Source organism: Actinacidiphila paucisporea (assembly GCF_900142575.1).
GTDB classification, from domain to species: Bacteria; Actinomycetota; Actinomycetes; order Streptomycetales; family Streptomycetaceae; genus Actinacidiphila; species Actinacidiphila paucisporea.
Genome location: NZ_FRBI01000005.1, coordinates 159385 through 173769, shown reverse-complemented (window position 1 = coordinate 173769; position 14385 = coordinate 159385). Strand labels below are relative to the sequence as shown.

12 protein-coding genes are annotated in these 14385 nt (G+C 71.2%); 9 read left to right on the top strand and 3 right to left on the bottom strand.

Annotated features, from left to right (window positions below; genetic code table 11):
- Positions 1-96: 96 nt before the first annotated feature.
- Together BUE44_RS10500 and BUE44_RS10495 are read left to right on the top strand one after the other, a co-directional pair.
- Complete coding sequence (locus BUE44_RS10500; protein WP_073496486.1) at positions 97-3564, top strand: AfsR/SARP family transcriptional regulator; 3468 nt, start codon at positions 97-99, stop codon at positions 3562-3564.
- Positions 3565-3636: 72 nt separating this feature from the next.
- The gene (locus BUE44_RS10495) at positions 3637-5220 is read left to right on the top strand and encodes an MFS transporter (RefSeq protein WP_073496858.1); all 1584 of its coding nucleotides are present in this window, start codon (positions 3637-3639) and stop codon (positions 5218-5220) included.
- A 48-nt stretch (positions 5221-5268) separates the two neighbouring features.
- Here the strand turns inward: BUE44_RS10495 and BUE44_RS10490 are convergent, their stop codons facing one another.
- Positions 5269-6048 carry a DUF5324 family protein gene (locus BUE44_RS10490; RefSeq protein ID WP_073496484.1) on the bottom strand — a complete coding sequence of 260 codons (780 nt, stop codon included), beginning with the start codon at positions 6046-6048 and terminating at the stop codon, positions 5269-5271.
- A gap of 215 nt (positions 6049-6263) precedes the next feature.
- Between BUE44_RS10490 and BUE44_RS10485 the strand changes: the two genes are divergently transcribed.
- Together BUE44_RS10485 and BUE44_RS10480 are read left to right on the top strand one after the other, a co-directional pair.
- Positions 6264-6794 (top strand): peptidylprolyl isomerase, encoded by a 531-nt coding sequence (locus tag BUE44_RS10485; protein ID WP_073496482.1) that lies wholly within the window; start codon positions 6264-6266, stop codon positions 6792-6794.
- Between the two features lie 90 nt (positions 6795-6884).
- The gene (locus BUE44_RS10480; protein ID WP_073496480.1) at positions 6885-7739 is read left to right on the top strand and encodes a rhomboid family intramembrane serine protease; all 855 of its coding nucleotides are present in this window, start codon (positions 6885-6887) and stop codon (positions 7737-7739) included.
- Positions 7740-8008: 269 nt separating this feature from the next.
- On the opposite strand, the gene crgA is transcribed toward BUE44_RS10480, so the two are convergent.
- Positions 8009-8263: a cell division protein CrgA gene (gene crgA, locus BUE44_RS10475; RefSeq protein ID WP_073496478.1), complete on the bottom strand. Its 255-nt coding sequence runs from the start codon at positions 8261-8263 to the stop codon at positions 8009-8011.
- Positions 8264-8501: 238 nt separating this feature from the next.
- Here crgA and BUE44_RS10470 point away from each other — a divergent pair, with 238 nt between their 5' ends.
- The 5 genes from BUE44_RS10470 (at position 8502) to BUE44_RS10455 (ending at position 12158) form a co-directional block, all read left to right on the top strand.
- On the top strand, positions 8502-9215 hold the full coding sequence (locus BUE44_RS10470; protein WP_322939886.1) for a DUF881 domain-containing protein: 714 nt from the start codon (positions 8502-8504) through the stop codon (positions 9213-9215).
- Positions 9216-9348: 133 nt separating this feature from the next.
- Positions 9349-9525, top strand: a complete 177-nt coding sequence (locus BUE44_RS36400) for a hypothetical protein (RefSeq protein WP_107415670.1) — start codon at positions 9349-9351, stop codon at positions 9523-9525.
- A complete protein-coding gene (locus tag BUE44_RS10465; protein WP_073496475.1) occupies positions 9522-10160 on the top strand; it encodes an aminodeoxychorismate/anthranilate synthase component II in 639 nt (212 codons plus the stop codon). The genes BUE44_RS36400 and BUE44_RS10465 overlap by 4 nt, the downstream gene beginning before the upstream one ends.
- Positions 10157-11383, top strand: a complete 1227-nt coding sequence (locus BUE44_RS10460; protein ID WP_073496472.1) for a class E sortase — start codon at positions 10157-10159, stop codon at positions 11381-11383. The genes BUE44_RS10465 and BUE44_RS10460 overlap by 4 nt, the downstream gene beginning before the upstream one ends.
- Positions 11384-11453: 70 nt before the next feature.
- Positions 11454-12158: a class E sortase gene (locus BUE44_RS10455; RefSeq protein ID WP_235002018.1), complete on the top strand. Its 705-nt coding sequence runs from the start codon at positions 11454-11456 to the stop codon at positions 12156-12158.
- A gap of 56 nt (positions 12159-12214) precedes the next feature.
- On the opposite strand, the gene pknB is transcribed toward BUE44_RS10455, so the two are convergent.
- On the bottom strand, positions 12215-14191 hold the full coding sequence (gene pknB / locus BUE44_RS10450; RefSeq protein WP_073496468.1) for a Stk1 family PASTA domain-containing Ser/Thr kinase: 1977 nt from the start codon (positions 14189-14191) through the stop codon (positions 12215-12217).
- Positions 14192-14385 lie beyond the last annotated feature (194 nt).

Here is a 14385-nt window from a genome sequence, read left to right as displayed (position 1 = left end):
TGCTCCCTGTGCCTCTGCGGCGGGCGCGCTACAGAGCCGTGCGATGAGCTGATCTTGGGGCACGCCTGTGCGACCTCGGTACGACACAATCAGGGCGTGAAGTTCGGCATCCTCGGTGCGACGCGAGCCCTGGGCGCGGACGGCGTCGACGTGGCGCTGGGCGGTCCGCGGCGACGTGCGCTGCTCGCCCTGCTGCTCCTGGAGGCCGGCCGGCCGGTCAGCGGGGAGCGGCTGGTCGACGGGCTGTACGGGGAGGACCCGCCGGCCGGGGTGGGCAATGCCGTGCAGTCGCAGGTCTCCCGGCTGCGCCAGGTGCTGCCGGTGCCGATCGAGGGGCTGCCCGCCGGCTACCGGCTCGCAGTCGACCCCGACCAGGTCGACGCCCACCGCTTCCAACGGCTCAGCGCCCAGGGACGTGAGGCGCTGGCCTCGGCTGAACCGGCTTCGGCCGCCCGGTTGTTGCGCGAGGCTCTCGCCCTGTGGCGGGGACCCGCGCTGGCCGACGTCGGTGACGCGCCCTTCGCCGCCGCCCAGGTCGTACGGCTGGAGGAGCTGCGAACCGGCGCCGTCGAGGACCGGATAGAAGCGGATCTCGCTCTGGGTCGGCACCGCACCCTGGTCGCCGAACTCGGTGAGCTGGTGGCGGCGCACCCGCTGCGGGAGCGGCTGCGCGCCCAGCTGATGCGGGCGCTGCACGGCAGTGGTCGGCAGGGCGAGGCCCTGGCGGCGTACGAGGATGCCCGGCGGGAACTGGCCGACTCGCTCGGCGCTGACCCGGGACCCGAACTGGCCGCCGCCCAGCTGGCCGTACTGCGGGGCGAGCCGATGGCCGCACCGCCGGATGTTTCACGTGAAACCGGACCCGGCGGGGATGTTCCACGTGAAACATCGTCAGGTGGCAGGTCGGACAGACCGAGCGACCCGCTAGCGGGTACGACCCCGGCCGCCGCCCCCGTACGGCATGAACTGCCCGCCCAGCTCACGACCTTCGTCGGCCGGGCCGATGAACTCGCCCTCATCGGCGACAGATTGGCGCGGCAGCGGCTGGTGACCCTGATCGGGCCCGGCGGTGCGGGCAAGACCAGGCTCGCGGTGGAGGCCGCCCGCCGCCATCCGCAGGACGCCTGCTTCGTGGAACTGGCCGGGGTGACCGGCGGAGCCGAGATCCCGCAGGCGGTGCTCGGCGCACTCGGCCTGCGTGGCGGCCTGCGGCCCCCGGTCGGCCACGGCACGGCCGGCGCCTCCGCGGCGGTGCCCGACCCGGTGGCACGTATCGCCGCGGCGCTCATCGAGCGCCCGCTGCTGCTGGTGCTGGACAACTGCGAGCACGTGGTGGCCGACGCGGCGGTCTTCGCCGAGCGACTGCTCATCGGCTGCCCGCAGTTGCGGATTCTCGCCACCAGCCGGGAGGCGCTCGGTATCACCGGTGAGGCGCTGTGCCCGGTGGCCACCCTCGGTATGCCGCAGCCCGGCACGGACCGCGAGCAGGTACTCGCCTCCCCCGCCGTGCGGCTGTTCACCGACCGGGCCGCCGCCGTCAGCCCCGGGTTCGACCCCGCGGCCGACCCCGCCACCGCGGACACCGTGCTGCGGCTGTGCTCCGTCCTCGACGGCCTGCCGCTGGCCATCGAACTGGCCGCCGCCCGGTTGCGTTCGCTGTCGGTCACCGAGATCGCCGCCCGGCTCGGCGCGCTGCCTGCCGACGACCTTTCGTACAGCCTCGGAGTACGCCCCGACGCGCTCTTCCGGCTGCTCTCCCGGGGCAGCAGAACCGCCCAGCCGCGGCAGCGGACGCTGCGGGGGGTCGTCGACTGGAGCTGGGACCTGCTGCCGGACGACGAACGGGCGGTGCTGCGCCGGGCCGCGGTCTTCGCCGGCGGCTGGACCCAGGCCGCCGCCGAGGCGGTGTGCGCGGACGGCGACGTCATCGAGGCGGACGACGTCCTCGACCTGATGGCCGCACTGGTCGAGAAGTCCCTGGTGGTCGCCCAGCACACCGAGGGCACCGGCCTGGTCCGCTACCGGATGCTCGAATCCATCCGGGCCTACGGCGCCGAGCGGCTCGCCGAGGCGGGCGAGACCGAGCGCACCCACGCCGCGCACGCCGCCTACTTCCTGGACTTCGCGCTGACCGCCGACCCGCATCTGCGCAGGGCCGAGCAGCTGGAGTGGCTGCGACTGCTGTCCGACGAGCGGGACAACCTCCAGGCGGCACTGCACCGGTCGCTCGACGCGGGCGACATCCCCGGCGCGATGCGCCTGATCGCCGCGCTGTCCTCCTACTGGCTGCTGCGGGGAGTGCGGTACGAGGGCGTGGGTCCCGCCCGGCAGGTGCTCACGGCGGTCGGGTCCACACCTCCGGAGGGTCTGGAGGAGGAGTACGCGCTGTGCGTGCTCGCCGTGGTCAGCGCGCTGTCCGACCCGACCGGCTACACCGCGCACGTGGCGGCGGCGACCGAGATCGTCGAGGGCATGGACCGGATCGCCCGGCGCTTCCCGGTGCTCACTTTGCTGTGGGCGCCCTTCGCCGGAGTGCCGCACGGTGACATGGACACCTTGGAGGGCGTCGAGGCGCTGCTCGCCGGCCGGAACGACCCCTGGTACGACGCCCTGGTGCACCTCGGCTTCGGCTTCCAGGCCTGGATGGTGCGGGGCGACACGGCGGTCGCGCAGCGCGAGTGCGAGCGGTCGCTGGCCGGCTTCCGCGGCCAGGGCGACCGCTGGGGCCTGATCACCTGCCTCAACGTGCTCGCCGACCTCGCCGACTTCCGCAATGACTTCGCGCAGGCGCTCGACTTCATCGGCCAGGCGCTGGTGCTCGCCGAGGAGCTGGACTCGGTGCTCGACGTGGCGGAACTGCTGACCAACCGCGCCGCCTTCAGCCTGCGGGCCGGAGATCTCGACGCCGCCACCGCCTACTGCGAGCGGGCGGTGACGCTCTCCCGGCGGGCAGGGGCCCCGGAGACACTGGCGATGGCGCACCGCTGCCTCGCCGACATCGCCCGGCTGCGCGGCGACCTGCCCCGCGCCCGCGCGCTGGCCGAGCAGGCGCTCGCCGAATGCCCCACCGGCTGGTTCTCCAGCAACAGCACGCGGTCCGTGGTGCTGACCTCGCTGGGCCTGGTCGCCGTGGCCGACGGCGACGCCGAAGCCGCCCGCGGCCACTTGAGGGCCGCCGCCACCTTCGACAGCGAGGTGCTGCTGCTGTCGATGAACGCCGCGCACATCGCCGGCGCCGCCGCCGCTCTCGCCCTCCTGGACGGCGACCCGCGGCGGGCCGCGGCGCTGCTCGGCGTCGCGGAAGCACTTCGTGGCAGTCCCCTGACCGGCCCCGACGCCGCCGCCACCGCGGCGGCCGCCCGCGCCGCGCTGGGAGAGACCGCATACGCGGCGGCCGTCACCGCGACGGCCGCCCTGGACCGTTCCACGGCCCTCGGCGTCCTGACCTCGCTCGTCACCGAGGACGTCACTGCGGGCGGCACCGCGGGCGGCACCGCGGACAACGCTGAGAACGTCACCGAGGACGCCGCCCAGCGCCTCACCGAGAACGGCACCGGAGCCTGACCGGACAGCCGGTGCGCGGGCGGTCAGCGCGCGGTGCGCGGCCGGTCAGCGGCGCCGCGCACGCTGCCGTACATGACGACGACAACCAAGCACGACACGACCGGCGGGGCGGCAGCCCGGCAGAACGCGCGGCGCTGGACCGTACTCGCCCTCTGCTGTGTCGCCTCCGCGATGCTGGGCATCGACGCCAGCGTCCTGAACTACGCCGTGCCCTCCCTGTCCGCACAACTCGCCCCGTCCGCCACCCAACTCCTGTGGATCGTGGACGTCTACGGCTTCGCGCTCGGCGCCCTGCTGATCGTGGCGGGGAACCTCGGGGACCGGATCGGGCGCAAGAAGCTGCTGCTGATCGGCGTGGCCTGCTTCGGTGTCGCCTCCGGGATCAGCGCCTACGCGAGCACCCCTGCCACCCTGATCGCCGCCCGGGCGGTGCTCGGCGTGGCCGGCGCGACCATCATGCCGTCCACGCTCTCCCTGGTGCGGGCCTCCTTCACCGACCCCAAGGAGCGGACCACCGCGGTCGGCATCAGCGGCGGGGTCGGAGCCGGCAGCTTCGCGCTCGGCCCGGTGGTCGGCGGGCTGCTGCTCGACCACTTCTGGTGGGGCTCGGTCTTCCTGGTCAACGTGCCGGTGACGGCGGTCCTACTGGGGGCGGGCGCGATCGTCCTGCCCGAGTCGCGCAATCCGCAGCCGGGGCCGCTGGACTGGCGCGGCGTGCCGCTGTCGGTGGTGGGGCTGTTCGGGGTGATCTACGCGATCAAGACGGGGGCCCGCGACGGGGTCGCAGAGCCTTCCGTGTGGATCACCGCGGCGCTCGGCGCCGTGCTGCTGGCCGTCTTCCTGCACCGCCAGACCGCGCTGGCACACCCGCTGCTCGACCTGCGGCTCTTCCGCAACCGCGCCTTCTCGGGTGCGATCAGCGCGAACGTCGTGACGATGTTCGCCGCGTCCGTGCTGTCGCTGGGCTTCTCGCTGTACTTCCAGGTGATCCGCGGCTGGTCGCCGCTGACGGCGGGTCTCGCGGTGCTGCCGGGGCCGCTCGCGGCCGCCTTCACCGCGCCGGCGGCCGGCTCGCTCATCCCGCTGATCGGCCGGGCGCGTACGGTCGCGGCCGGGCTGTTCCTGATGGGCGTCACCACCGCGGGGCTCGGCCTGGCCACCCCGCACACCGCGTACTGGCAATTGCTGCCGGTGGTGGTCGTCAACGGCGCCGGGCTGATGCTCATCTTCGCCGTGACCGCCGACACGATCCTGGCCAGCGCGCCCAGCACCAGGACGGGCGCCGCCGCGGCCATCTCGGAGACCGGGATGGAGTTGGGCGGCGCGCTGGGCATCGCGGTACTGGGCTCGGTGCTCAGCGCGTACTACCGCAGTGATCTGCGGCTGCCGAGCGGTCTGACGGCAGCACAGAGCAGCACCGCGCACGAGTCGGTCACCAGCGGCGTCGAGACCGGGCGGCACCTGCCTGGCGCTCTCGGGAGGCATGTCACCGAGGCCGCCAGGCAGGCGTTCACCGACAGCATGCACACCACCACGCTGATCGGCGGGGGCCTGCTGCTGCTCGGCGCGGTGGCCGCGCTGATCTCGCTCAGGGACGTGCCCGCGGTGCTGAACGGCCCCGACCCCGAGCCGGTGCCCGCGCCGGTGGCGGGCTGACCGGCGGAGTCGGGGCAGGGCCCCGCGCCCCTTTCGAGGGGCGAGGGGTCAGGCGCCGTCCCGGTGCGGGTTGTCGTCGTCGGACGGTGCGGCCTCGACGTCGGAGTCGGGGAAGCCGTCGACGCGGTCGACATGGGCACCCGAGCCGTTCACCGACGCGGACGGACCGTCGAGCGGGTCGACCACCGTCAGGGTGCTGGTGCCGCTGATCCCGTCGGTGACCTCGTCCGGCTCCGTCGGCTCGGTCGGCTCGACCAGCCAGTCCGGGTTGGCCTGCTTGCTCCACCAGCGCCAGGCGGCGAAGGCGGCGCCGCCGACGACCCCGGCCAGCAGCAGGCCGCGGAAGGTGCGGCCGGCCCGCTGCCGGCGGACCCGCCGGCGTACCAGCCGGTCGATGTCGTCGGCCGTCACCTGGCCGCGCAGCGCGTGCAGGGCGGCGGCGCCGCGCACCAGCGCCTCGTTGGTCACCGGCACCGCGACGGCCCTGGTGGCCGCGACCGCGGTGCCCACCTTCGGCACGGTGTAGTCGGCCGCTGTCTTCGCGGTCTCCTTCGTACGGCGGGCGGCGCTCTCCACGGCGACCGCGGTCTTGGGCGGCACGGCCGCCCATGCCTGTTCGCGGGCCTGCCGCACCTGGGCGGCGAGCTTGGCGTCGTAGGCCTGCTTGGCGAGCGCGCCGGCCTGCTGCGCGTACGTACCGGCTTGTTGTGCGTAACGCGCTGCCTCATCCTTGGCGGTGCTCGCGTACGGCGCAGCCACCTCCGCGGCGTGCCGCACGCTGTCCTTGGTGATGTCGGCCGCGTTGCGCACGCTGTCGATGCGGGTCACAGGAACCTCCTCCTCGGTGGCGTACGGTTTTCGCCTGTCCACCCGGTTTGAAATCATGCCCGGCTGGCCGCCGTACGGCATGTGCGGACGTGCATACGGGTCAGTCGGCCCGGTTGCTGCGCGGTCCGGCCGGGCGGAGAACGGGGGAAGCCCGCGCGCGGGGCTGGGCCGTGCAAGGATTTGTGCCTGTCAGCGAAGACTATGGAAGGTAGACCGTGGCCGAGCAGCTCTACGCCACCCTGAAGACCACCCACGGCGACATCGTGATCCGGCTGCTGCCGAACCATGCCCCCAAGACGGTGGCCAACTTCGTCGGGCTCGCCGAGGGCACCCGCGAGTGGACCGACCCGCGGACCGGCAAGGCGTCCCACGACAAGCTGTACGACGGCACGGTCTTCCACCGGGTCATCTCAGGTTTCATGATCCAGGGCGGCGACCCGCTGGGGAACGGCACCGGCGGCCCCGGCTACGAGTTCGCCGACGAATTCCACCCGGACCTGGCCTTCGACAAGCCCTATCTGCTGGCGATGGCCAACGCGGGCCCCGGCACCAACGGCTCGCAGTTCTTCATCACGGTCGCCCCCACCACCTGGCTGACCCGCAAGCACACCATCTTCGGCGAGGTCGCGGACGAGGCGAGCAAGAAGGTGGTGGACGGGATCATCAACAGCCCCGCCAATCCGCGCACCGACCGCCCGCTGGAGGACGTCGTGATCCAGTCGGTCGTCGTGGAGAAGCGCGGCTGACGTAGCCTTCGGGAACACCGCGCCCCGCCCGCACGTCCAAGTGGGCGGGGCGTTCAGCGCGTCAAGGCGCGGCGACAGGGGAGTACGTTGATGGACCAAGCGGTCTGCTGCTACCGGCATCCCGACCGGGAGACGGGCATACGTTGCACCCGGTGTGACAAGCCGATCTGCCCGGACTGCATGGTCAGTGCCTCGGTCGGCTTCCAGTGCCCGGACTGCGTCCGCCAGGGCTCCGGGCACACGCCCCGGCAGCGGACGGTGGCCGGCGGTGTCGTGGCGCACGACCCCTTCCTGATCACCAAGATCCTCATCGCGCTGAACGTCGCGGTCTTCGCGCTGGAACTGGCGGTCGGCGAACGGATCGTGAGCGACCTCGGCCTCTACGCGGCCTGCACCCCCAAGCAGTTCCCGCCCCAGCAGTGCATCGGGGTCGCCGACGGCGAGTGGTACCGGGTGATCACCTCGGCCTTCCTGCACGACCGCAGCAATTTCGCCCACATCGGCTTCAACATGCTGTCGCTGTGGTGGATCGGCGCCCCGCTGGAGCGGCTGCTCGGCCGCAGCCGCTACATCGTGCTGTATCTGATCTCCGCGCTGGCCGGCAGCGCCACGGTGCTGCTGATCACCCCGGACACGCTGACGCTCGGCGCCTCGGGCGCGATCTTCGGGCTGTTCGGCGCCACCGCGGTCTTCATGCGGCGGCTGCGCTATGACATGCGCCCGATCCTGATCCTGCTGGTGCTCAACGTGGTCTTCAGTTTCACGTGGCCCAACGTCAGCTGGCAGGCGCACATGGGTGGCCTGCTGGCGGGCACCGCGGTGGCTATAGCGATGGCGTACGCACCGCGGGAGCGGCGCAATGCCGTGCAGTGGGGGACGGCAGCCGGTGTGCTGGTGCTGACGGTGGTGCTCACGGCGATCGCTGTGGTGCAGGTCACGTCCTGAGGGCCGTGTCCGCTGGCGTTGATCCCGCGTTATCCACAGCGGGTAGGGAAGCCTGTGCAAGTTGTGCACAGCCGGTGTGAACGGCTGCGCGATCGCCCGCTCATCCGAGTTGTCCCGATATTCCCGGCAAGATCAGTACAGTTCGGCGTCCGGACAGCAAACGACCGGTGGCCGTCGGTCCTGGCCACCGGTCGTACCGGCGTCAACCTCGTAGAGGTTATCCACAGATCTTCCGACCTTTTCCCCACTGTGGATAACCGTGTGGACAACTACTTCCACTGGGTCGAGACGACGAACCCGCCGGCGATGAAGCCGAAGCCCACCACGATGTTCCAGTTGCCGAACGCGTCCACCGGGAGGCTGCCCTGGGTGACGTAGAACAGCACGATCCAGGCGAGGCCGACGATGAAGAACGCCAGCATCAGCGGCGCCACCCAGTTGCGGCCGCCGAGCTTTATGGCGGTGGCGGCCTTCGCCGGGGGCGGGGTGAAGTCGGCCTTCTTGCGGATCCGTGACTTCGGCACGAGGGAGTCTCCTGTCGATGCGCTGCGTAACCGCGCGGATGTGCGGGGCGGTCCTGGCGGGTATGGGGCGGGTACGGGGTGGCAGTCGGCTGCCGGCGAGGGGCACTGCCGCCGCCGGGCGTCCGTTAGCGTAGTGCTTCCTCAGGTTGTAAGGAGACAGCGTACGGTGGCGACGGATTCCGGTGGAAGCGCACCCACCCCCTCCCGCCGTGCTGTCTCCCGCACGGTAGCGCTGCGAGTGGTCAGTGCGGGAGTCTTCGCACTGGCCGGACTGATCTTCTGGATGAGTTTCGACACCGCCAAGGGTGTGGACATCCGCAGTGACGACCCGCTGCCGAAGCTGTCCGACACCATTCGCACCAAGAACACCCGCAACGGCCGGCTGGAGAGCCAGCTCACCGGCGTCCGCGACGACGTGGACCGGCTGACCCGGCAGGGCAGCGGCCTCAGCGCCGCCGAGCAGGCCAGGATCGACGCGCTGGCCAGGTCCGCGGGCAGCGACCCGCTCACCGGGCCCTCGGTCGAGGTCACCCTCAACGACGCCCCGCCCAACGCCACCCCCCTGATCCCCGGCGTCCCCGACCCGCAGCCCAACGACCTGGTCATCCACCAGCAGGACCTGCAGGCCGTGGTCAACGCGCTGTGGCAGGGCGGCGCCCAGGGGATCCGGGTGATGGACCAGCGGCTGATCTCCACCAGTGCGGTCCGCTGCGTCGGCAACACCCTGATTCTCCAGGGCCGCGTCTACTCACCGCCTTACCGCATCACCGCCGTGGGTGACCAGGCGAAGCTGCGCAAGGCGCTGGACGACAGCCCGCCGATCCGGAACTACCTGCAATATGTCGCCGCCTACGGCCTGGGCTGGAAGGTCACCGAGGCGAGGAAGACGACGCTGCCCGGTTACACCGGCTCGACGGCTCTGCACTATGCACAGCCTGTGAGCCGGCCCTGAGGGGCGGTCGGCCGACGGCCGCGAATCCGGCGGACGCCCAGGTGAAGCCATGACGAAGCTTTGTCCGGCTACCAACCCGCTCCGTGCGATCTCCCCTTACTCTGTTCCGGGAAGCCGGAAGGAAGGGACCGTAATGTACGGCTGGATCTGGCGGCACCTGCCGGGCAACGCATGGGTGAGGGCGCTGGTCTCCCTCATGCTGGCCCTGATCGTCGTCTACGTCCTCTTCCAGTACGTCTTCCCCTGGGCGGAGCCGCTGCTGCCCTTCAATGACGTCACTGTCGACAACGGGATGGCAGCCGTCCGATGAGCGCACGCATTCTCGTGGTCGACAACTACGACAGCTTCGTCTTCAACCTCGTGCAGTACCTCTACCAGCTCGGCGCCGAGTGCGAGGTGCTGCGCAACGACGAGGTGCGGCCGGAACACGCGCAGGACGGCTTCGACGGGGTGCTGCTCTCCCCCGGCCCCGGCACTCCAGAAGAGGCGGGGGTGTGCATCGACATGGTGCGGCACTGCGCGGAGACCGCGGTTCCGGTCTTCGGCGTCTGCCTGGGAGTGCAGTCCATCGCGGTCGCCTACGGCGGAGTCGTCGACCGGGCACCCGAGCTGCTGCACGGCAAGACCTCACTGGTGACGCACGAAGGGGTCGGCGTCTTCGGCGGACTGCCGACACCGTTCACCGCCACGCGTTACCACTCGCTCGCCGTGGAGGGCAGCACTCTTCCGGACGAACTGCAGGTCACCGCGTGGACGGAGAACGGCATCATCATGGGCCTCCGGCACCGGGACGCAGCCGTCGAGGGCGTGCAGTTCCACCCCGAGTCGGTGCTCACCGAATGGGGGCACAAGATGCTGGCGAACTGGCTCGCCGTCTGCGGTGACCGCGCCGCCCCGGACCGCTCGCACGGACTCGCACCGGTCGTCGGGCGGGCCGGGGCGTGACCACGCTCCGCCCGGAGCGCCCCTCGGACGGCCCGATGTCCTACGACAGCACCGGGCAGTTCAAAGCCGTGGTCGAGCAGCTGAACGACCCCCTGAACGATCCGCTGCCCGGCCACCCCCCGGCGGTGCAGGAGCCGGAGTATCCGCGGCAGCCGTTCCCCGACCCCGCTGCCTCCCCGTGGTTCCCCACCCCGGAGCACGACGAGCCGCCCGTGGCCGAGCCCGCCGTCATGGCACCCCCCGTGTATCCGACCGCGCGGATGCCCGTCGTGGCGGAGCCGGACGTGCCCGCGGAGGACGGCGGGCCCGAGGACGTACCGCTGCTCGCACCGCCCCCGCCCCTCCCTCCGCCCGCGTCGCCACCGGTGCCGGCGGACGGCGGACGGGCCGCCAGGCGCAAGGCGGCGCGGCAGGGTGGTGGCCACCGGGCCGGCGGGCACGGCCGCAGTGGCGCCGCACAGGGCCCAGGAACGGCCCAGGAGGCCGCCTCGGCGCCGTTGAGCCGGGTGGAGGCCCGGCGGGCCGCCAAGGCCGCCAAGGACAGCCCCGCGGTCGTCGCGAGCCGGGTCGTCGGCGAGCTGTTCATCACCGTCGGCGTGCTGATGCTGCTGTTCGTCACCTACCAGCTGTGGTGGACGAACGTACGCGCCCACCAGCAGGCCAACGGCGCCGCCAACAACCTCCAGCACCAGTGGGACAGCGCCTCGGCCGACCCGAACCGGGTGCCGGGCACCTTCTCGCCCGGGCAGGGCTTCGCGATCATGTACATCCCGAAGCTGGACGTCAAGGCGCCTATCGCGCAGGGCATCTCCAAGCACGACGTGCTCGACAAGGGCATGATCGGCCACTACGACGGCAGCCTGAACACGGCGATGCCCTGGGACAAGTCCGGGAATTTCGCGGTCGCCGCGCACCGCAACACCCACGGCGAGCCCTTCCGCTACATCAACCACCTGCAGCCCGGTGACAAGGTGGTGGTCGAGACGGCGACGGAGTACTACACCTACGTGATCACCGGCTCGCTGGCCTCCACCCCGCCGGCCAACGTCAGCGTGCTCAAGCCGATCCCGGTCGGCTCCGGCTTCACCGCACCCGGCCGCTACCTCACCCTCACCACCTGCACCCCCGAATTCACCAGCACCAACCGGCTGATCGTGTGGGGCAAGCTGGCCGAGGAGAGGCCGCGCAGCAAGGGCAAGCCGGACGCGCTGGTCGGCGGCTGACGTACTCCGCAGTACCCCGGCGCCGCGACAGGTGCCGCCAGACGTGCCACCGGACGGAGAGCGGAACAGCGTGACGACCAGCAAGCCCAGCGGGCGGCGCAGGGCCGCTTCCGTCATCAGCGTCGTCGGTGAGCTGCTCATCACCGCGGGGCTGGTGCTGGCCCTCTTCGTCGTCTACTCGCTGTGGTGGACCAACGTGGTGGCCGACCGGCACGCGACCAAGGCCGCCAACAAGGTGCGCCAGGAGTGGGCGGGCACACCGGCCGGCGGGCCGGCGCGCGGCCTCGACACCCTGGACGGCATCGGCTTCCTGCACGTTCCGGCGATGGGCAGGAACTACGAGGTGCTGGTCAAGAAGGGCACCTCGACCGAGGTGCTCAACGAGGGCGTCGCCGGCTACTACACCGAGCCCACTCCCGCGGCCATGCCGTGGGACTCGGTCGGCAACTTCACCCTCGCCGCCCACCGCGACGGCCACGGGGCGAAATTCCACGACATAGACAAGATCCACACCGGTGACCCGATCGTCTTCGAGTCCAAGGACACCTGGTACGTCTACAAGGTCTACAAGATCCTCGACCAGACCTCGAAGTACGACGTCGCCGTGACCGACCAGGTCCCCGAGGAGTCCGGCCGCAAGAAGCCGGGCCGCTACATCACCCTGACGACCTGCACCCCGGTCTACACCTCGCGCTACCGCTACGTCGTGTGGGGCGAGCTGGTCCGCACCCAGAAGGTCGACCCGCAGCGAACGCCGCCGCCCGAACTGCGGTAGTCCGGGCGGCGGCGTTCTCTCAGCGGGTCGGCGGCGTTCTCAGCGGGTCGGCCGGGCTAGTGGCCGTTGCCCCCCGGGGCCGGGCTCGTCTGCAACTGGACCTGCTGGTTCTGGGTCAGCGGCTGCCCCTGGCCGGGGGTGCTGCCGATGACCAGGGCGTTGCGGTCCTCGGGACCGCCGTTGACCACGACGACGCTCAGGTTCAGGCCCATCCCGTTGAGCTGGTCCTCCACCTCGCCGAGCCGATGGAACTGCACGTTCGGCATCGTCTGCCCCTGCGGCGGGGTCTGCGACTGGTCGGGGCCGGTGGAGATGACCAGGTTGATCGGGTCGTCCTTGGCGGCCTTGCCGCCGGCCGGGGACTGGCTCATGACCGTGCCCGCCGGCGCGTTCGGGTCGGACTGGGAGGTGGTGTTGATGTTGGTGAAGCCGTCCTGGTGAAGACGGTCCAGCGCGGCCTGCTTGGTGTAGCCCTTGACGTCGGTGACGTCGAGCTGCTCGGGCTGGACCGCGACCTTGAGCGTGATCAGCGTGCCCCTGGGCTGCTTGGTGCGGGGCGCGGGATCCTGGCTCAGGACGGTGTTGACGTCCTTGGTGGTGGTGACCTGGTCCACCCGCTTCACGGTGAAACCGGCGGTGACCAGCTGCGACTGCGCGTCGTCGAAGAGGTCGTTCTTCACGTCGGGCACCGGGATCGGCGCCTCGCCCTTCGACAGGATGACGGTGACCGTCTTGTTGGAGGGAACCGCGCTGTCGGCGGGCACGCTCTGCTTGCAGATCAGGTCCTTGTCGACGCCGGCGCAGAACTCGGGCAGGCCCTTGGTCAGCGTCAGGTCGATGTTCCCCGCCGTCGTCGACGCCTCGTCGAAGGACTTTCCGACGAAGTTCGGCACCTTGGACTCGGAGGTGTTGCCGTTGCCGCTGAAGAGCGTCTTGCCCAGGAAGATCGCACCGATCAGCACCAGGACACCGCCGACGACCAGCAGCACGGTGGACGTACTGCCGCCCTTCTTCTGCCTGCGGCGGTCCGGGCGGTCGTCGTAGCCGTAACCGCCGTCGTCGTCGCGGGACGGCGGCAGCATCGAGGTGTGCGGGTCGGCCTGCGACGGCAGCGCGGTGGTGGCGGCGTTGTCGCCGTAGCCGTGCGGGTAGCCGTAGCTTGCCGCGCCCATGGCGACGGCAGCGGCGACCGGCTGGCCGTCGAGCGCCGCCTCGATGTCGGCGCGCATCTCGTCGGCCGACTGGTAGCGGTAGTCGGGGTCCTTGGTGAGCGCCTTGAGGACGATCGCGTCCATCGCCGGGGTGACCTCGGGGTCGAAGACCGACGGCGGCTGCGGGTCCTCGCGCACGTGCTGGTAGGCCACCGCGACCGGTGAGTCGCCGACGAAGGGCGGGCGTACGGTCAGCAGCTCATAGAGCAGGCAGCCGGTGCTGTACAGGTCGGACCGGGCGTCGACCTGCTCGCCCTTGGCCTGCTCGGGCGAGAGGTACTGCGCGGTGCCGATGACGGCCGCGGTCTGCGTCATGGTCATGCCGGAGTCGCCCATGGCGCGGGCGATGCCGAAGTCCATGACCTTGACCTGGCCGGTACGGGTCAGCATCACGTTGGCCGGCTTGATGTCACGGTGGACGATGCCCGCCCGGTGGCTGTACTCCAGTGCCTGGAGGATGCCGACGGTCATCTCCATGGCCCGCTCGGGCAGCAGCTTGCGCCCGGAGTGCAGCAGCTCACGAAGGGTGGAGCCGTCGACGTACTCCATCACGATGTAGGGAATCGAGATGCCGTCGACGTAGTCCTCGCCGGTGTCGTAGACGGCGACGATCGAGGGGTGGTTGAGCGAGGCGGCCGACTGGGCCTCCCGGCGGAAGCGGGCTTGGAAGGACGGATCGCGGGCAAGATCCACCCGCAGCGTCTTCACAGCGACGGTACGGCCGAGGCGGGTGTCGTGCGCGAGGTACACCTCGGCCATGCCACCGCGACCGAGCACCGAGCCCAGCTCGTACCGGCCGCCGAGGCGACGCGGCTCTTCCATAGCTCTGCCCTCTCCTCAAACCCGTATCTTGACGTTCACGACCCGAATCACGACCCGAATCCCGTTAACCCATCCCCTGCGCCTACACGGAGATACGGTACCGGGCCTGCCCGGCCCATCCGTGCGCCGGACGTCCGCTGATACCTGACCGGTATGTGCACGGGCGCCACGACGCGCGTGACATTCGTCTCGTC

Excerpts from the sequence above, each read along its gene's own strand:
- BUE44_RS10465 (WP_073496475.1), top strand. The coding sequence starts at position 9,522 with ATGAGCGCACGCATTCTCGTGGTCGACAACTACGACAGCTTCGTCTTC.
- BUE44_RS36400 (WP_107415670.1), top strand. The coding sequence starts at position 9,349 with ATGTACGGCTGGATCTGGCGGCACCTGCCGGGCAACGCATGGGTGAGG.
- BUE44_RS10480 (WP_073496480.1), top strand. The coding sequence starts at position 6,885 with ATGGACCAAGCGGTCTGCTGCTACCGGCATCCCGACCGGGAGACGGGC.
- pknB (WP_073496468.1), bottom strand. The coding sequence starts at position 14,191 with ATGGAAGAGCCGCGTCGCCTCGGCGGCCGGTACGAGCTGGGCTCGGTG.
- BUE44_RS10495 (WP_073496858.1), top strand. The coding sequence starts at position 3,637 with ATGACGACGACAACCAAGCACGACACGACCGGCGGGGCGGCAGCCCGG.